This window comes from Achromobacter sp. FW305-C-30-7 (assembly GCF_058783105.1).
In genome coordinates, this window is record NZ_JBYSYI010000002.1 from 114,620 (window position 1) to 132,593 (window position 17,974).

Annotated in this window: 19 protein-coding genes; 9 read left to right on the top strand and 10 right to left on the bottom strand. The window is 65.8% G+C overall.

Annotated features, from left to right (window positions below; translation table 11 throughout):
- Positions 1-64: 64 nt before the first annotated feature.
- From AC3WOB_RS07480 to AC3WOB_RS07490, 3 genes are all read right to left on the bottom strand, one after another.
- Positions 65-1,156, bottom strand: a complete 1,092-nt coding sequence (locus AC3WOB_RS07480; protein ID WP_013392597.1) for an AI-2E family transporter — start codon at positions 1,154-1,156, stop codon at positions 65-67.
- Positions 1,157-1,210: 54 nt separating this feature from the next.
- A complete protein-coding gene (locus tag AC3WOB_RS07485; protein ID WP_492274672.1) occupies positions 1,211-1,924 on the bottom strand; it encodes a DUF3053 family protein in 714 nt (237 codons plus the stop codon).
- 152 nt (positions 1,925-2,076) lie between these two features.
- Positions 2,077-2,592 (bottom strand): GNAT family N-acetyltransferase, encoded by a 516-nt coding sequence (locus AC3WOB_RS07490; RefSeq protein WP_492274673.1) that lies wholly within the window; start codon positions 2,590-2,592, stop codon positions 2,077-2,079.
- Between the two features lie 91 nt (positions 2,593-2,683).
- Here AC3WOB_RS07490 and AC3WOB_RS07495 point away from each other — a divergent pair, with 91 nt between their 5' ends.
- The 3 genes from AC3WOB_RS07495 (at position 2,684) to AC3WOB_RS07505 (ending at position 4,732) form a co-directional block, all read left to right on the top strand.
- The gene (locus AC3WOB_RS07495) at positions 2,684-3,043 is read left to right on the top strand and encodes a hypothetical protein (RefSeq protein ID WP_013392594.1); all 360 of its coding nucleotides are present in this window, start codon (positions 2,684-2,686) and stop codon (positions 3,041-3,043) included.
- Positions 3,044-3,673: 630 nt separating this feature from the next.
- Entirely contained in the window at positions 3,674-3,955 is a 282-nt protein-coding gene (locus AC3WOB_RS07500) for a hypothetical protein (RefSeq protein ID WP_013392593.1), read from the top strand.
- 84 nt (positions 3,956-4,039) lie between these two features.
- Positions 4,040-4,732 (top strand): cytochrome b/b6 domain-containing protein, encoded by a 693-nt coding sequence (locus tag AC3WOB_RS07505; RefSeq protein WP_013392592.1) that lies wholly within the window; start codon positions 4,040-4,042, stop codon positions 4,730-4,732.
- 35 nt (positions 4,733-4,767) lie between these two features.
- On the opposite strand, the gene AC3WOB_RS07510 is transcribed toward AC3WOB_RS07505, so the two are convergent.
- From AC3WOB_RS07510 to purB, 3 genes are all read right to left on the bottom strand, one after another.
- Positions 4,768-5,517 (bottom strand): class I SAM-dependent methyltransferase, encoded by a 750-nt coding sequence (locus AC3WOB_RS07510; protein ID WP_492274674.1) that lies wholly within the window; start codon positions 5,515-5,517, stop codon positions 4,768-4,770.
- A 131-nt stretch (positions 5,518-5,648) separates the two neighbouring features.
- Positions 5,649-6,107, bottom strand: a complete 459-nt coding sequence (locus AC3WOB_RS07515) for a c-type cytochrome (RefSeq protein WP_013392590.1) — start codon at positions 6,105-6,107, stop codon at positions 5,649-5,651.
- A gap of 56 nt (positions 6,108-6,163) precedes the next feature.
- Positions 6,164-7,540, bottom strand: coding sequence for an adenylosuccinate lyase (gene purB / locus AC3WOB_RS07520; RefSeq protein WP_013392589.1), 1,377 nt, complete (start codon positions 7,538-7,540; stop codon positions 6,164-6,166).
- Between the two features lie 160 nt (positions 7,541-7,700).
- Here purB and AC3WOB_RS07525 point away from each other — a divergent pair, with 160 nt between their 5' ends.
- Positions 7,701-8,309 carry a glutathione S-transferase gene (locus tag AC3WOB_RS07525; protein ID WP_454693925.1) on the top strand — a complete coding sequence of 203 codons (609 nt, stop codon included), beginning with the start codon at positions 7,701-7,703 and terminating at the stop codon, positions 8,307-8,309.
- A 172-nt stretch (positions 8,310-8,481) separates the two neighbouring features.
- Here AC3WOB_RS07525 and AC3WOB_RS07530 read toward each other — a convergent pair whose 3' ends face one another.
- The 3 genes from AC3WOB_RS07530 to gcvA form a co-directional block, all read right to left on the bottom strand.
- Positions 8,482-9,300: a sulfite exporter TauE/SafE family protein gene (locus tag AC3WOB_RS07530; RefSeq protein WP_492274675.1), complete on the bottom strand. Its 819-nt coding sequence runs from the start codon at positions 9,298-9,300 to the stop codon at positions 8,482-8,484.
- Between the two features lie 106 nt (positions 9,301-9,406).
- A complete protein-coding gene (gene mnmA / locus AC3WOB_RS07535; protein ID WP_492274676.1) occupies positions 9,407-10,525 on the bottom strand; it encodes a tRNA 2-thiouridine(34) synthase MnmA in 1,119 nt (372 codons plus the stop codon).
- Positions 10,526-10,532: 7 nt separating this feature from the next.
- Entirely contained in the window at positions 10,533-11,459 is a 927-nt protein-coding gene (gene gcvA, locus AC3WOB_RS07540; protein ID WP_013392585.1) for a transcriptional regulator GcvA, read from the bottom strand.
- Between the two features lie 192 nt (positions 11,460-11,651).
- On the opposite strand from gcvA, the gene AC3WOB_RS07545 reads away from it, so the two are divergent.
- From AC3WOB_RS07545 to AC3WOB_RS07565, 5 genes are all read left to right on the top strand, one after another.
- Entirely contained in the window at positions 11,652-12,641 is a 990-nt protein-coding gene (locus AC3WOB_RS07545; RefSeq protein WP_013392584.1) for a Bug family tripartite tricarboxylate transporter substrate binding protein, read from the top strand.
- 68 nt (positions 12,642-12,709) lie between these two features.
- Positions 12,710-13,585: an N-formylglutamate amidohydrolase gene (locus tag AC3WOB_RS07550; protein ID WP_492274677.1), complete on the top strand. Its 876-nt coding sequence runs from the start codon at positions 12,710-12,712 to the stop codon at positions 13,583-13,585.
- Between the two features lie 230 nt (positions 13,586-13,815).
- Positions 13,816-14,934, top strand: a complete 1,119-nt coding sequence (locus AC3WOB_RS07555) for a Re/Si-specific NAD(P)(+) transhydrogenase subunit alpha (protein WP_013392582.1) — start codon at positions 13,816-13,818, stop codon at positions 14,932-14,934.
- Positions 14,935-14,938: 4 nt separating this feature from the next.
- Positions 14,939-15,256: an NAD(P) transhydrogenase subunit alpha part 2 gene (locus tag AC3WOB_RS07560; RefSeq protein WP_013392581.1), complete on the top strand. Its 318-nt coding sequence runs from the start codon at positions 14,939-14,941 to the stop codon at positions 15,254-15,256.
- Positions 15,253-16,692, top strand: coding sequence for an NAD(P)(+) transhydrogenase (Re/Si-specific) subunit beta (locus AC3WOB_RS07565; protein ID WP_013392580.1), 1,440 nt, complete (start codon positions 15,253-15,255; stop codon positions 16,690-16,692). The genes AC3WOB_RS07560 and AC3WOB_RS07565 overlap by 4 nt, the downstream gene beginning before the upstream one ends.
- Positions 16,693-16,728: 36 nt before the next feature.
- On the opposite strand, the gene glcF is transcribed toward AC3WOB_RS07565, so the two are convergent.
- Positions 16,729-17,973 (bottom strand): glycolate oxidase subunit GlcF, encoded by a 1,245-nt coding sequence (gene glcF / locus AC3WOB_RS07570; protein ID WP_492274678.1) that lies wholly within the window; start codon positions 17,971-17,973, stop codon positions 16,729-16,731.
- Between the last annotated feature and the right edge of the window lies 1 nt (position 17,974).

The window sequence follows — 17,974 nt, forward strand, 5'->3', positions numbered from 1 at the left end:
AAGCCAGCGCTGCTACACCATACACCCGCCGGGCCGAGGCGGGCCACCGGGCCGCCCTCCGTGCCTATTTTTCGACGCGCGGCGGGTCCTCGGCGCTGTCCGCCAATCCGTCCACCGGCGGCGCGAACAGGTCCCAACTGGCCATGAACAGCGCGGCGATCAGGGGGCCGATCACGAAACCGTTCAGGCCGAACAAGGCCATGCCGCCCAGCGTGGAGATCAGCACCACATAGTCAGGCATCTTGGTGTCCTTGCCGACCAGGATGGGGCGCAGCACGTTGTCCACCATGCCGATGACCAGCACGCCGAAGAGTATCAGCACGACGCCCTTGATCGTGGCGCCGGTCAGGAGGAAGTAGATCGCCACTGGCGCCCAGATCAACCCGGCGCCGATCGCGGGCAGCAAAGACAGAAAGCCCATGATCACGCCCCACAGCAGCGCGCCCTGGATCGACAGGATCGAGAAGATGATCCCGCCCAGCGCGCCCTGCGCCGCGGCCACCGCGACGTTGCCCTTGACGGTGGCGCGCACCACGGTGGTGAACTTGCGCAGCAGGTGCTGCTTGTGCGTATCGCTCAGCGGCATGGCGCGCTTGAGCCGCGCCGACAGCAGCGGGCCGTCGCGCAGCAAGAAGAACAACAGATACAGCATGATGCCGAAGCTGATCACGAACTGGAACGTGTCCTGTCCGATGTTCAAGGCCTGGGTCGCCAGGAACTGGCTGGCCTGCATGGCGCCCGCGCTGAGCTTTTCCTGCAGGCTCGGTATGTCGGTCAGGTCGAAGCGCGCCAGCAGATCATGTACGGACGGCGGCAGGGCCGCCATGGCCTGCTGGAAATAGGCACCGAAGTTGATCTGCCCGGACTTGACGCTCTGATAGAGATTCGCCCCTTCGCGCACCAGCGATCCGCTGATGACGATGAGCGGCAGGATCACCAGCAGCAGCACCAGCAGCAAAGTGATCAGCGCGGCCAGGTTGCGCCGTCCGCCGATGCGCGCCACCAGCCGGCGCTGCAGCGGCGCAAAGATGATGGCAAGAACCGCGCCCCAGAAAACGGCGCCGTAAAAAGGCCACAACAACCAGCCGAATGCGATGGTGACCACCACCAGCAGGAGCAGAAAGGTTCTGTAGTGCACGCTGGAAGATTGGCTCATATTCCGTCCCAGGCTCGGCTGACGCCGCGAGACCCGCATTGTACAAAGCGCAGCTCAGCGGACGTCCGGCGGCTGCCCGGCAGCCTGCAGCAGCACGATGCGCGCATGCTCCAGGACGTCCGACTGCGCGTTCAAGCCCTGCAGGCGCAGGTTCAATTCCTGCTGCAGCGTGAGCGTCGCGACGCGGGCCTGCCCGTCCGCCAGCAGGATGTCCTGCGCATGGGCGGCGACGAAATCCGCCACGCCGAGCGCATCGCGCGCCACCGCATCCATGGCGGCCGCGGCATCCAGCAGCTCGCCGGCGGGCGCCGTCACGGCTTCGTCATACACGCCGTCATAGACCGGCGCGAGATCCACCGGCAAGGCCAGCGCCGCGCGCGCCTTGTCGGCCTTGGCCTGGGCCTGCTGAACCTCGGCCGCCTGCTCGGCCAGCGTCTTGCGCGCCGCCTCGAAGCGAGCCCGCCGTTCCACGATCTCGGCCACTGAATGGATAGTCTCGACTTCCAGCACGCCGCGCATGGCCAGGGCTGCCTGCGCCAGGGTTTCCTGGAAGCCGGTGATCACTTCATAGGCGTCGGCATAGCCGCCGACGGCCTCCTTTTCCGGCTCGCTCAACATGCCTATGGGCAGCAGCGACGCGCTGCTCATCCGGCTTTGCAACAGCTGGATGAACGCAACCCGCTCCTGGGGCTCCTTGTTGACGCAGGCCGACAGAAACAGCATCGACGCCATCGTCAGGCCCAGCAGGCAAGCTCGCAGCAGTGCCATGCCCATCCTCCTTGCATGCGGGTTCGCGAAACCGCCGCCCCCCAGCAGGGCGGCCGCCCTCCGGCAGATTATCCCGAAGGCGCTTCCTGCCGCCGCCAGCGGGCGGATTTTGTTGCTATCGAAGCGTGTTGACACAGGGTCTATCGCCCGCATCATGGCACCAGGGGATACGTCATCGCACATCGCAGCGCCGGGTCAAAGCCCATGGCTGCCTCGTGCCGCAAACGCGCCCGCAGCCCCGGCGAGAGCTCCTCCGCCGGCACCTCGGCAAAGCCTTGCCGCAGGTAAAACGGCCGGTTCCAGGACAATTCGCGGTCGGTGGTCAGCACCACGGACCGGTAGCAGCCAGCAGTACGGGCGTGGGTGCATACGGCGCGAAGCAGCGCCCGCCCCAGGCCGCGCCCCTGCCAGGGCAAGGCCACCGCCATCTCCGCCAGGTAGAGATCGCCATCCATGGGCCGGGTCAACGCAAAGCCCGCGGGCAGGCCCTCGGACTCCGCAATCCACAACAGGCCGGCCGCCAGCGCCTGCGACAGATCGGCCTGCGGCACCGTATCGTCGCCGGCGGCCCAGGCCATGTGCGTGTCCAGGAACCGCCGCGCGGCGGAACGTTCGATATCGGCCAGGCTGGCCAAGTCTGAAGGTCGAGCGAGTCTGATCATAGGCATGGCAGTATGCCTCAAGCGGCCCTGCCGTCCGATCCCATAAAATGGCGTCTTCGGCCCCCACGGCCCTCGCAATACAGGCTAGCCCCAAGACATGACTCAAACCGCCACCTCCGATACCTGGGGCTTTGCCCATCCCGATTGCCGCGGCGCGGCCGCCCTGCTGTTCTTCATGAACGACCTGGCGCGAGTGGTCAACCAGTACCTCAGCCCGGGCCAGTTGTCCGATGAAGCGCTGGCCGACGCGCAAAAGGCAGTCGACGCCTTGCTGGCCCGCTACGTGGAAATCCAGGCCGCCCCCGAGGCTTTCGACAACGAGCGCATCGAACTCGCGCTGGAAACCGAAAACCAGCCCGACGGCCAGACCAGCGCGCAGGTCGCCTTGCGCATGTCCGCGCGTCTGGAAGGACTCATCATCGAAGCCCAGCGCCAGGCCCGCCCGACTGCACATTAAGGGACGGATAAGGGGAGATATCTATCTCCCCTACCACAAAACGCTTGCAAAAAGCGTCGACCACCCGTATCATCAGCGGTTGAGTTCTGCGGTTTGCGCCAATTTCCATTCGAAAATAAAACGGCGCAGGTCCTGAGGGCTGAGCATCAGTCCCATTCCAAGCACCAAGCAGAACCTCAAAAAAACACCCAAGCCCGAGCATTCCGTCCCGTTTGCGAAGAACGCAAATCCGGATCATGGCCTTGGGGAAAACGCCTTCACCAAACCGCCAGTCCGGCTTGGCAAGAAGCAACAAGACAATCTGCGGCGCCTGCAACACGCGCAAGCGACAAGTACCGATAACCGCGCCGCAATCGCCAGGGCCTGCACGCCCTGCTTGAATCCTCGGACCCCTGCATGCCTTGCGCATCGCACAGCCCGAAATGATGCCGTCCCGGACTGATGGACAGCATCGCACCGTCAGCCCGCGCGCGCAAAAAACATGAGAATGCGCAAAGGGACGGCGGCAGAAATGCGTTAGTGTCACCACACGCCCGCCCGATTCGATACGGCTGGCAGCGGCAGGAATGCCGCGCGTCATATGGCCTGACGCGGCTTTTCACATAACTAGAAACCAAGAGAACAAACACCATGAATACTCGTTTCACTACCTCGGACCTGATCCGACGCCCGGCCCACAGCACGCTGGACAACATGCCGATCCATATCGGCGACATCGTTTACCTGAAGCCCGCGAATGGCCCGGAAATCCGCGCCACGGTCATCTACAACGCGCCGATCAACGGCACCACGACCTACACGACCGAAGTCGTGCCCTGCGGAGCGCCTGCGCAAGAGGCTCCTGGCCAACGCATCCGCTTCCGCCATGAGCACGTGCATCGCATCGTGCCGGTGCGCCGCAACACCCACTGAAGCAGTGCCCCGCCCCGTTGCACACGCAGCGGGGCAATTTGTGCGTGATAAAGTCCCCGGCAACACAGCCCTGGCGATCCCTCCATGCAGAACAATCGTCTCGCGGTCCATATCTGGGACCTTCCCACCCGTCTATTCCACTGGGCGCTGGTCGCCTGTATCGTCGGCGCGTTCGTCAGCGTCAAGCTGGGCGGCCTGTACATGGATTGGCACGTGCGCTTCGGCTGCGCGGCGCTGGGCCTGATCCTGTTCCGCCTGCTGTGGGGATTCTTCGGCCCCCGCTACGCCCGCTTCTCGCAGTTCGTGCGCGGCCCGGCTGCCGTGGCCCGATACCTCAAGGGCGCCGCCGCGCCCGCCGGCCACAACCCGCTGGGTGCGCTGTCGGTGCTGGCGCTGCTGCTGGTGATCGGCTTCCAAGCGGTCAGCGGCCTGTTCACCACCGACGACATCATGACGCAGGGTCCGCTGTTCGGGCTCGTCAGCGAAACCGTGTCCGGCGCCATGACCTCCTGGCACAAGCTCAACGAGTGGGTCATCCTGGCGCTGGTCGCCCTGCACCTGGCCGCGGTGCTCTGGTACGCGCTGGTGCGCCGCAAGCGCCTGGTGCGCGCCATCATCACGGGCAAGGTCGACGCCAAGGACGTGCCCGCCGGCACCCCGCCCACGCAGGACGGCTTTGCCGTCTGGCTGCGCGCCCTGGTGCTGGGCGCATGCGTCACGGGCCTGGTGCTGTGGATCCGGTCGCTGGAAGTGGCCGCCGATATGTCTTTTTCCTGATCCGTCAGCGCGGCGCGAAACAGCGCTGCGCAGCCTCAACGCCGCGCCTCGATCAGATGCCGCGTCGAGTGAGCCACCAACGGCTCCCCGCGGCGCATCCGCATATCCAGCGCCAACAGCGCGTCATGGTACTTCCGCGCCGAAAAGCCCGGCACCCACCACACGCACTTGCGCAGAATCCAGACCACGGCGCCCACGTCGTGGAACACCATCCGGCAGCGCGCCGTGCGCAAATCCGTCACGGTCAGCCCTGCCGCCGCGGCGTCGGCGGCTTCATCCCGCGGATCGCGCAGGCGCCGTTCCTGCGGCAATAGCCCGAGAAAATGCTCGATCAGTTCGAACGCGGAAGCCGGTCCCACGTGCTGCGCGAAGTAGTGTCCGCCCGGCTTGAGCACGCGATGGATCTCTGCCCAGTCCGGACTCACGGGATGTCTGGACGTCACCAATTCGAACGAGGCGTCGGCGAATGGCAACGCAGCGCCATGCGCGGTCTGCACCACCTGCACGCCGCGCGCGGCCAGGCGCTCATGCGCTTTCCTGGCATTGGGCGGCCAAGCTTCGGTCGCATGCATCACCGGCGGAAAGCCGGCGGCCTCGCCCAGCACCTCGCCACCGCCCGTGTCCAAATCCAGCGCCGACTGCACACGGGCCAAGCGCTGGGCGAGTCGATTGGCATAACCCCAAGGCGGGCGCTCCTCGGAGGCCCGCCCCGACAGCCAGTCGAAACCCCACCCGTTCACGTCGGCAGCTTCGGCCTCGGCCACCAGATCCTCAAAGGATTTCATACGCTCTCCCTGAAACGGGATGCGCCCATGGTCCGAGAACCGCGGCCCACGCCCCGCAATGACCAAAAAAAAGCGCCAACGATTCCGCTGGCGCCTCTTTGCCCACATGCCGCCCGCGGACGGCCGGCGCTTTATTTCTTCTTGCGGTACGAGTCGTGGCAGGCCTTGCAGCTTGCGCCGACATCGCCAAACGCGGCGCGCAGCTTGTCCAGGTCGCCGGCATCGGCGGCGGCAGACAACTTGACGATGTTGTCCTGGAAGGCCTGCTGCTTCTGCTTGAAGCCCGCAGCGTCGCTCCAGACTTCGGGACGCGCGTCGCCGCCCTCCGTGCCCGCGCCGAAAGCCGTCCACGGCAAGGCCGACAAGGTCTTCAGCACTTCCACATTGGCCTTGATCTGCGCGGCGTCATAGGGTTGCTGGCCCTTGACCACCGGCGCCATGCGGCCAAAGTGGGAAGCCATCAGCGTCAGCGCCGACTGGCGGTATTTGACCGCATCCTCGGGCTTGGCGAACTGCGCGGACGCGCTCGTCGCCAGCAGCGGCCCAACCGTCATACAGGCCAACGCGGCGAGCGTGGACAACTTCTTCATTGCAATCTCCCGTAAGTTCAACAGAGGCCGCGCGCCCCAGGCGCGCGGCAAGGCGACTATACCGCCCGGGCCAAGTCGGCCGCCAGCCCGATATAGGAGCGCGGGGTCATCGCCAGCAGGCGCGCCTTGGGCTCTTCGGGCAGGGCCAGGCCCTGGATGAATTCTCGCAGACCTTCCTCGGTGATGCCCTTGCCGCGCGTCAAAGCCTTGAGCTGTTCGTACGGCTGCGGCAAGCCATAGCGGCGCATGACGGTCTGCACCGGTTCAGCCAGCACTTCCCAGCAAGCGTCGATGTCGGCGTCGATGGCCGCGGTGTTGACTTCCAGCTTGCCCAGCCCGCGCATGCAGGCGTCCCAGGCCACCAGGCAGTAGCCCAGGCCCACGCCCAGGTTGCGCAGCACGGTGGAGTCGGTCAGGTCGCGCTGCCAGCGGGAGATCGGCAGCTTGTCGGCGAGGTGGCGCAGCACGGCGTTGGCCAGGCCCAGATTGCCCTCGGAGTTTTCGAAGTCGATCGGGTTGACCTTGTGCGGCATGGTGGACGAGCCGACCTCGCCTTCCTTCAGGCGCTGCTTGAAGTAGCCCAGCGCCACGTAGCCCCAGATGTCGCGGTCCAGGTCCAGCACAATGATGTTGGCACGCGTGATGGCATCGAACAGCGCCGACATCCAGTCGTGGGGTTCGATCTGGATGGTGTGGCGGTTCTGGGTCAGGCCCAGGCCAGCCAGCACGCGCTGGCTGAAAGCGGGCCAATCGATCTCGGGGTAGGCCGAGAGGTGGGCGTTGTAGTTGCCGGTGGCGCCGTTCAGCTTGGCCAGCGGTTCGACGGCCTCGACGGCGGCGATGGCGCGGTTCAGGCGCGCGGCCACGTTGGCGAATTCCTTGCCCAGGGTCGTCGGGCTGGCGGGCTGGCCGTGCGTGCGCGACAGCATGGGCTGGTCGGCCTGGGCCACGGCCATGTCGTTCAGCTTGGCGGCCAGTTCACGCAGGCGCGGCACCACGACCTCGTTGCGGGCGCGGGTCAGCATCAGCGCGTGCGAGGTGTTGTTGATGTCCTCGGAGGTGCAGGCGAAGTGGATGAACTCGGCGGCGCGGGCCAGCTCGGCGTCATCGGCCACTTTTTCCTTCAACCAGTACTCAACGGCCTTGACGTCATGGTTGGTGACGCGTTCGATGTCCTTGATGCGGGCGGCGTCCGCTTCCGAGAAGTCGCGCACCAATTGTTGCAGGCGGGCGCGGGCGGCTTCGGAGAAGGCGGGCAGTTCCGGCAGGCCGGCATCCGACAGCGCGATCAGCCAGGCCACCTCGACTTCGACGCGATGCGCCATGAAGCCGGCTTCGGAGAGCAGGCCGCGCAGCGCGTCGCCCCGGGAAGCGTACCGGCCATCCAATGGCGAAAGGGCGTTGAGTTGGCTGAGCTGATCGGCGATTTGCATGGTATGGGAAAGAAAAAGCGGGGAATGAGCGAATCGGGCGATTTTATCATCCGGAAGCATGCAACATTGTGGCAAACTGACGAAGATTCCGGCCTCTTGGCCGTCTGCCGTCATGCGGCCTGCTATACTTCGGCCGCTTTCCGACTCCGCTTGTGACTCCATGAAACTGATCGGCTCGCTTACCAGTCCTTACGTGCGCAAAGTGCGTATCGTCATGGCCGAGAAAAAGCTGGACTACCGGCTTGAACTCGAAAACGTCTGGTCCGCCGACACGCAGATCCAAACGTACAACCCGCTGGGCAAGGTACCTTGCCTGGTCATGGAAGATGGCGGCGCCCTCTTCGATTCGCGCGTCATCGTCGAATACGTCGACACCCTGTCCCCGGTCGCCCGCCTGATTCCTCAGCCGGGGCGCGACCGCGCGGCCGTCAAGTGCTGGGAAGCCATCGCCGATGGCCTCCTGGACGCCTGCGTGACCATCGTCAAGGAAAACCAGCGTCCCGAGGCTCAGCGCAGCCCCGAATGGATCGAACGCCAGTACTCCAAGATCCACGCCAGCCTCGACGCCATGAACAAGAGCCTGGGCGACAACGCCCACTGTATGGGCATCAACTACAGCCTGGCCGACATCGCTGTCGGCTGCGCACTGGGCTACCTGGACCTGCGCTTCGCCGCGCTCGACTGGCGTACCAACCACCAGAACCTGGCCCGCCTGTACGACAAGCTATCGCAACGCCAATCGTTCGTCGATACCGTTCCGGTGGTGTAGTCCCCCCCGAGGCGCTGCGCGCCTCCCCCCAGGGGGCGCCGCTACGGACCGGCGGAGCCGGATCCGTGCGGCCCCGCTTCTGCTCCGCGTACGCTTCCGCGCTGGCCGTGCCTCGGCTTCTCGTCTACTTCTACGCCGGCTGCGCCTATCCATCGGCGCAGCCGTACCCGGCTCAACTGGTGAACGTCTGCCAGGCCTTGAACAGCATGTACGCGGCCAGCGCGAACAGCAGGCAGGCAAACACGCGCTTCAAGGTCTGCACCGGCAGGCGGTGCGCCATGCGCGCGCCCAGCGGCGCCGTCAGCACGCTGGTGCACACCAGCGCAATCAAGGCCGGCCAGTAGATGTAGCCCAGCATGCCGGGACGCGATTCGCCCGAATTCAGTCCTGACACCACGTAGCCCACGCTATTGGCCAGCGCGATGGGAAAGCCCAGCGCTGCCGAGGTCGACACCGCGTTGTGCAAGGCTACGTTGCACCAGACCATGAACGGCACCGACAGGAAGCCACCGCCCGCGCCCACCAGGCCGGACAGAAAGCCGATGCCCGCCCCCGCCGCGCTGGTGCCCACCACGCCCGGCATCTGGCGGCTGGGCTTGGGCTTCTTGTTCTGCAGCATGCTCCAGCCGGAATAGCCGACGAACAGCGCGAAGAACAGCGACAGCCACAGCGTGCTGAGCGCGGCGAACACCGCGCCGCCGGACAGCAGGCCGCCGACGATGATGCCCGGCGCCATCGCCCAGACGATGTTCCATTTGATGGTGCCGCGCTGCTGGTGCGCCCGCACGCTGGAAATGGAGGTGAACAGGATCGAGGTCATCGACGTGGCGATGGCGGCGTGCACCACCAGGTCGGCAGGCATGCCCTTCCACGCGAACAGCATCGTCAGGAATGGCACCAGCAGCATGCCCCCGCCTATGCCCAGCAGGCCCGCGGCGAAACCCACCACTCCGCCCAGCACCAGCAGGCAAATCACCATCGTTACATCCACAACTCTCTCCTCTTTCTTCTTGGTAATGAACAAAGCCCCACGGGCCGCGCCCGAGGGGCTTTGATTGAAGTCCGTACACGCCGCGCGGCGGATGCCGGCGCGGCGCCTACAGGATGATGCCGCCGCCCAGGCAAACCTCGCCATCGTAAAGCACGGCGGACTGTCCGGGGGTAACCGCCCACTGCGGCTCGGTAAAGCCAAGGCTGAACGTGCCGTCCACAGCACCGTCCAGGCGGCAGGCGGCATCGGCCTGCCGGTAACGCGTCTTGGCGCCATACGTGCCGGCGGCCGGCGCGTGGCCCGCGACCCAACTGGCGTCCTGCGCGCGCAGTTCGCCCGACAGCAGCCATGGGTGGTCGTGCCCCTGCACCACGTAAAGCACATTGCGCTCCAGGTCCTTGCGCGCCACGTACCAGGCTTCGGCCGTGCCGTCCTCGCGCTGGCGTCCCTTCACCCCGCCCACGCCCAGGCCCTTGCGCTGGCCCAGCGTGTAGAAGGACAGCCCTTCGTGGCGTCCGACCTTCTGCCCTTCCGGCGTCATGATCGGACCCGGCTCGGTCGGCAGATAGCGGTTCAGGAACTCCCGGAACGGCCGCTCGCCGATGAAGCAGATGCCGGTGGAATCCTTTTTGGCGGCATTGTGCAGCCCGATCTCGTGCGCGATGCGCCGCACTTCGGTCTTGTGGATCTCGCCCAGCGGGAACATGGTGCGCGAGAGCTGCGCCTGGTTCAGGCGATGCAGGAAGTAGCTCTGGTCCTTGGACGCGTCCAGCGCCTTGAGCAGCTGGAACTGCGTGCCGCCGCCCTCGGCCGGCACTTCGCGCACCCGCGCGTAGTGGCCCGTGGCGATGTGCTCGGCGCCCAGCGCCATCGCGTGGTCGAGGAAGGCCTTGAACTTGATCTCGGCGTTGCACAGCACGTCCGGATTGGGCGTGCGGCCCGCGGAGTACTCGCGCAGGAACTCCGCGAACACGCGGTCCTTGTATTCGGCGGCGAAATTGACGAACTCGAACTCGACGCCGACCAGGTCCGCGACGCTGGCGGCGTCCAGCAGGTCCTGGCGGGTGGAGCAGTATTCGGAATCGTCGTCGTCTTCCCAGTTCTTCATGAACAGGCCGACGACCTCATAGCCTTGCTGCTTGAGCAGCCAGGCGGTGACCGAAGAATCGACCCCGCCGGACATGCCGACGACAACGCGGCCCTTCTTGGTAGATTTTTGATTCATGATGGATCTATTTTAGATCGGACGGGGCATCTTCCCGCGGCTGCGGCTCGGCCGCGCGCGATACTTCCATCAGCCAGGTGCGGAAAGCCTGCAAAGTGGGCAGATTGGCTTTCTGCTCCGGATAGCACAGGTAGTACCCCATGCGCGCCCGGATAGGCAACTGGATAGCGACGGCCAGCTTGCCGTCGCGCAGTTCGTCCTCGATCAGGCAGCGCGGAATCAGCGCCACGCCAAAGCCGGCCGCGGCCGCCTGCGACAACAGCGCGTACTGGTCGAAGCGCGCGCCTTCCAGGCTGCGCCGGGTATCGCAGCCGGCTTGCTCGAACCAGTCGCGCCAGCCGTCCAGCGCCGAGGTATGGTGCAACAGCGGGTAGGCCAGCAGATCTGCCGGCGTGGCGCAACCGCCCGGAATCAGGCGCGGACTACAGACCGGCAGGATTTCGCGGCCGACGATGTAGTCCGCCCCGCTGCCCGGCCAGATGCCCTCGCCGAAGCGCACGGCGGCGTCCAGTTCCGGCGTGGAAAAGTCATAGCCCTGCCGGTGGGGCAGGAACTCGACATGGATGTCCGGCCGCAGGCGCATGAAGGCGGTCAGGCGCGGGATCAACCAGCGCGCGCCGAAGGTCGGCATACAGGTCAGGTTCAGCGTGCCGCCCTGCCCCTGGTGCGCGATCAGCTCCACGGTCGCGGCTTCGATCTGCCCCAGGCCGGCCTGGATCTTGGTCAGATAACTGCGTCCAGCCTCGGTCAGAACCAGGCCTTGCCTGATCCGCAGGAATAGTTCGATGCCGACGAACTCCTCCAAATGTTTCACCTGCTTACTGACCGCGCCCTGGGTGACACACAATTCCTGAGCCGCGCGCGTGAAACTGCTATGTCTCGCGGCGACTTCAAACGCCTGGAGATCGGTAAGAGAAGGACAGAAACGCCGCATGGATGGGGTACGCAAATTGTTTCAGGCCGCGCAGTCGAAACAGCCGCGTTCCGGGCCGCCGCGAAAAGAGGCATGAAAAAAACTCATAGCTTACGGAGAAACTTTCGTTTGCGCAAACCCGACCGCCAGGAAAGAATCGTTGCGTTTGCGTCTGCCTTTGCGCATCCGCTTTCCAATTCATTAGGGGAATCCATGCAACGCCGTAATGTAGTACTGGGCCTGTGCGTCGCCGCCGCGACCCTGGCCACGCCGCTGACCTCGGGCATCGCGCACGCTGAAGACGCGTATCCGACCAAGCCCATCCGCCTGATCGTTCCGTTCCCGCCCGGAGGCACCACCGACATCGTCGGCCGCCTGTTCGCCGACAAGCTGGGCAAGGAACTGGGCCAGACCGTGGTGGTGGAAAACCGCGGCGGCGCCGGCGGCTCGATCGGCAGCGCCTTCGTCGCCAGCAGCGCGCCTGACGGCTACACGCTGGGCATCGCCACCGTCAGCACCCACGGCATCAACCCGGCCATCTACCCGAACCTGCCGTTCGACGGCGAGAAGGACTTCACGCCCATCTCGAACCTGGCGGCCGTGCCCAACATCATGACCATCAACCCGAAGGTCCAGGCCAAGAACATCGCCGACTTCATCAAGCTGGCCAAGAGCGAGCCGGGCAAGCTGACCTACGCGTCGGCCGGCAACGGTTCGGTCTCGCACATGATGGGCGAACTGTTCAAGATGGCTTCGGGCACCAACCTGATGCACGTGCCGTACCGCGGCGTGGGTCCGGCGCTGAACGACGCGCTGGCCGGCCAGGTCGACGTCATGTATGACAACCTGCCTTCCTCGCTGCCGCACGTGCAGTCCGGCCGCCTGATCGCCATGGCCGTCGCCTCGCCCAAGCGCGTGGCCGCCCTGCCCGACGTGCCCACGTTCGCCGAAGCCGGCCTGCCGGCTGTGAACGACGCGTCCTGGTTCGGCCTGGTGGCCCCCGCCAAGCTGCCCCAGCCCGTGCTGGACAAGCTGAACGCCGCCGTGCAGAAGGTCAGCGCCGAAGCCGACGTCAAGACCCGCCTGGAAGCCCTGGGCGCCGCGCCTGCCGCCAACACCCCGGCCGAATTCGCGGCGCAGATCTCGGCTGAAATCGCCAAGAACAAGCGCATCGCCAAAGAAGCCAACGTGAAGATCGACTAAGCGGTCTTCGATCCTCGCCGTCCCTCGCGGCGGCGAGGATCTCCGATTCACGAACGCAACACCCCCTTATGCGAATTACCCAACCCCTGTCTTACCGGCTCGACCTCCCGCAGCAGTATCCTGATTCGGACTCCTCGGCTCCCCTTGTGCTGGACTCCCCGCACAGCGGCACCGCCTACCCCCCCGATTTCGCGGCTGCGGTGGACTTTGGCGCCTTGCGCACCGCCGAGGACACCTGGGTTGACGACCTGTGGGGCGACGCCTTGGACATGGGCGTACCGATGATTGCCGCCGCGTTTCCGCGCGCCTATATCGACGCCAACCGCTCGCCCGACGAAATCGACGAATTGCTGCTGGACGAGGCCTGGCCCGACGCCGTCAACGCCTCGCCCAAGGTCAAGCTGGGCAAGGGCCTGATCTGGCGCATGCTGGACGACGGCACGCCGCTCTACAACCGCAAGCTGACGGTGGCGGAAGTGCGCCACCGCATCGACGCCTGCTGGAAGCCCTACCACGCCGCGCTGGGCCAGGTGCTGGACGCCGCCCACCAGAAGTTCGGCAAGGTCTGGCACATCAACTGCCACTCCATGCCCAGCGTCGCCGGCGCCTACGCCACCGACCGTCCTGGCCTGGTGCACCCCGACTTCGTGCTGGGCGACCGCGACGGCAGCACCAGCGACCCGGCCTTCCGCGAATTCATCGCCGCCTGGCTGCGCGAACGCGGCTACAACGTCACCGTCAACGATCCCTACAAGGGCGTGGAACTGGTGCGCGCCTTCGGCCGTCCCGAGGAAGGCCGCCACAGCCTGCAGATCGAGATCAACCGCAAGCTCTACATGGACGAAGTCTCGCTGCGTCCTTCTGAAAACTACGGCCGTCTGAAGGCCGATCTGCGCGAGCTCACCGCCGCGCTGATCACCTGGACTCGCGCGCAAACGGCTTGACGCCGGACGTTTGCGCACTGGTGCCGGCCAGCGCAAAAGTCAGACTGGCCGGAGCAGTTGGGTCGCAAGACCCCAGCCCCATGGTTCGCCATGGGGCTTTTTTTTGAGTTGGCAGATCGCCTTGCCGTTCCGGCAATGCCGGATTCTTCCCCCTCGCCCCCTGGGGGCGGGACACCTTTCCTTTCACTTTCCCGTGTATAACTGATGCCAACTAATGAGGAGAGGCGTAGATGCACATCGGGATACCAAAAGAAACCCGAGACGGGGAAACTCGTGTCGCAGCAACACCGGAGACCGTCAAGAAGTACGTAGGCGGCAAACACACCGTCGTCGTGGAGCGCGGGGCAGGCACTGCCGCCCGCTATCTCGACGAGGCCTATGAGGCAGCGGGCGCCACGCTCGGCAGCGCCCAGGATGCGTTGGGGGCAGACCTTGTCATGAAGGTGCGCGCGCCTTCTGCCGCGGAACTGCCCCAGATGAAATCCGGCGCCGTCGTGGTCGGCATGCTGGATCCCTTCGACGCCGAAGGCATCCAGCAAATGGCGGCCGCGGGGCTCACGGGATTCGCGCTGGAGGCCGCGCCCCGCATCACGCGGGCGCAGAGCCTGGACGTGCTGTCCTCGCAGGCCAACCTGGCCGGCTACAAGGCGGTGCTGCTGGCAGCCCATCACTACGGCCGCCTGATCCCCATGATGATGACCGCCGCAGGCACGCTGAAAGCGGCCCGCGCCGTCGTGCTGGGCACCGGCGTCGCCGGGCTGCAGGCCATCGCCACCGCCAAGCGGCTGGGCGCGGTGGTCGAAGCCTCGGACGTGCGCCCCGCCGCGCGCGAACAAGTGGAATCGCTGGGCGCCAAGTTCATCGACGTGCCTTTCGAAACGGATGAAGAACGCGAAATCGCGCAAGGCACGGGCGGCTATGCGCGGCCCATGCCGCCCGCCTGGATGGCGCGGCAGGCCGCGCTCGTGTCCGAGCGCTGCAAGCAGGCCGACATCGTCATCACCACGGCGCTGATCCCCGGCCGCCCCGCCCCCACGCTGGTGTCCGCGGAAACCGTCGCGGCCATGAAGCCGGGTTCGGTGCTGGTGGACCTGGCGGTCGAACGCGGCGGCAATTGCCCGCTGTCCGAGAAAGGGCAGATCGTGGAAAAGCACGGCGTGACCATCATCGGGCTGACCAACCTGCCCGGTCTGGTCGCAACCGACGCGTCGGCGCTGTATGCGCGCAATATCCAGGATTTCCTGAAACTCATCATCAATGCGGACGGCGCGCTGGCGATCCAGCGCGACGACGAAATCGTCGCGGCCTGCCTGATGTGCGAAGGCGGCAACGTGGCGCGGAGGAACTGACAGCATGGAAGCGATCAACCCCACCCTGATGAACCTCATCATCTTCGTGCTGGCCATCTATGTCGGCTACCACGTCGTGTGGAACGTCACCCCCGCCCTGCACACGCCGCTGATGGCCGTCACCAACGCCATTTCCGCCATCATCATCGTGGGCGCCATGCTGGCGGCCGCATTGACCGAAGGCGGACTGGCGCGCGGCATGGGCGTCTTTGCCGTGGCGCTGGCTGCGGTCAACGTGTTCGGCGGCTTTCTCGTGACCCGGCGCATGCTGGAAATGTTCAAGAAGAAAGACCGCAAGGCAGGCAAGGAGGAAGCGAAATGATCTCGCTCAACCTCGTCACCCTGCTGTATCTCATCGCCTCGGTCTGCTTCATCCAGGCGCTTAAGGGCCTGTCGCATCCCACCACCTCGCGGCTGGGCAATGCGTTCGGCATGGCCGGCATGGCGATCGCCGTGCTGACCACGGCCGCGCTCATCGTCGCCCTGGCCCGCAGTGGCGCCGCCACCATCGGCCTGGGCTGGGTCGTGCTGGGCCTGCTGGTGGGCGGCTCCATCGGCACGCTGATGGCCAAGCGCGTCGAAATGACCAAGATGCCCGAACTGGTCGCCTTCATGCACAGCATGATCGGCCTGGCGGCGGTCGCCATCGCGGTGGCCGTGGTGGCCGAGCCGCATGCCTTCGGCATCGTGCCGGCCGGCATGCCCATCCCCACCGGCAATCGCTTCGAGCTGTTCATCGGCACCTTCGTCGGCGCCATCACGTTCTCGGGTTCGGTCATCGCCTTCGGCAAGCTGTCGGGCAAGTACAAGTTCCGCCTGTTCCAAGGCGCGCCGGTGGTGTTCTCGGGCCAGCACATGCTGAACCTGGCGCTGGCGCTGCTGATGCTGGGCTGCGGCATCTGGTTCATGCTCACGCAGGAATGGACGCCCTTCATCGTCATGACGATCATCGCCTTCGTGCTGGGCGTGCTGATCATCATCCCGATCGGCGGCGCCGACATGCCGGTGGTGGTGTCCATGCTGAACAGCTACTCGGGCTGGGCGGCGGCGGGCATCGGCTTCTCGCTGAACAACCCCATGCTGATCATCGCCGGTTCGCTGGTGGGCTCGTCGGGCGCGATCCTGTCCTACATCATGTGCAAGGCGATGAACCGCTCGTTCTTCAACGTGATCCTGGGCGGCTTCGGCGGCCAGGCCGGCGGCGCTGCGGCAGCGGGCGATGCACAGCAGCGCAGCGTCAAATCGGGCAGCCCCGACGACGCCGCCTTCCTGATGACCAACGCCGAAAGCGTGACCATCGTTCCGGGCTATGGCCTGGCGGTGGCGCGCGCGCAGCACGCGCTGAAGGAACTGGCCGAAAAGCTCACCGAGCGCGGCGTGACGGTCAAGTACGCCATTCACCCGGTGGCAGGACGCATGCCCGGCCACATGAACGTGCTGCTGGCCGAGGCCGAAGTTCCCTACGACCAGGTCTTCGAAATGGAAGACATCAACAGCGAGTTCGGCCAGACCGACGTGGTGCTGGTGCTGGGCGCGAACGACGTGGTCAACCCCGCCGCGAAGAACGACCCGCAGTCGCCTATCGCCGGCATGCCCATCCTCGAAGCCTACAAAGCCCGCACCGTGATCGTGAACAAGCGCTCCATGGCCTCGGGCTACGCGGGCCTGGACAACGAGCTCTTCTACATGGACCGCACGATGATGGTTTTCGGCGACGCCAAGAAGGTGCTGGAAGACATGGTCAAGGCGGTGGAGTAAGACGCCTGGCGCCGGATGCCGCTAGGCGTCTGGCGCCTACGCGTTGCGCTGGCCGGCAGGCTGGCGCAATTGTTCGTCCACCACTTCGATCCAATGCCGCACCGGCGTGTCGGTGCCGCTTTGCAAATGGCCGATGCAGCCGATGTTGGCGGACAGGATCACATCCGGTCCGCCTGCGGCGATCGCACCCAGCTTGCGGTCGCGCAACTCCAGCGCGATTTCTGGATTCAATACCGAATAAGCCCCCGCCGAACCGCAGCACAAATGCTTGTCGGCGAACGGCTGCAACGCGAAACCCAGATCCGCCAGCAGTTGTTCCGACAGCGGCCGCAGCCCTTGCCAATGCTGCAGCGTGCAAGGCGGATGGAAAGCCGCGCGCGTACCCGCCTGCAGCCGCGCGCGCAATTGCGCCGCATGCGGCGCAACGATTTCGGCTACGTCCTTCACCAGCGCCACGATGTCCGCGGCCTTTTGCGCATAGGCAGGATCGTGCCGCAGGTGATGCGCATATTCCTTGACCATGGCGCCGCAACCGGACGCGTTCATGACAATGGCCTCGACCTTCCCATCCTGCAGCAGCGGCCACCAGGCGTCGACGTTGGCGCGCATCTGCGCCAACGCGTCGTCCTGGGCGTCCAGGTGGAAACTGGCCGCGCCGCAGCAGCCGGCGCCGGGGGCAATGCGCGCGCCTATGCCGACCGCGTCCAGCACGCGGATGGTGGCCGCATCGATGGTGGGCATCATGGCGGGCTGCACGCAGCCCGCCAGCATCAGCACCTGCCGCGCATGGCTGGCCACCTGCGGCAGCGGCCCCGCCGCGCGGCGTTCCGGCACCTTGCGCTTGAGCGACTCGGGCAACATACCGCGCACCGCCTGCCCCAGCCGCATCGCGGGCGCGAACAGCGGCGACAACATGGTCTTGCGCAGCAAGGTACGTTTGGTCTTGTCGGCCCAACTGCGCGGCACGCGCTCCTCGACGATCTTGCGGCCGATATCCACCAGATGGCCGTACTGGACGCCAGACGGGCAAGTGGTCTCGCAATTGCGGCAGGTCAGGCAGCGGTCCAGGTGCTGCTGCGTGGACTGCGTGGGCTCGGCGCCCTCCAGCACCTGCTTGATCAGGTAGATGCGTCCGCGCGGGCTGTCCAGCTCGTCGCCCAGCACCTGATAGGTAGGACAGGTCGCGGTGCAAAAACCGCAGTGCACGCAACGCCGCAGGATGGCGTCGGCCTCCTTGCCCAGATCGGACTCGCGTGCCCAGGATGCCAGATTGGTTTGCATG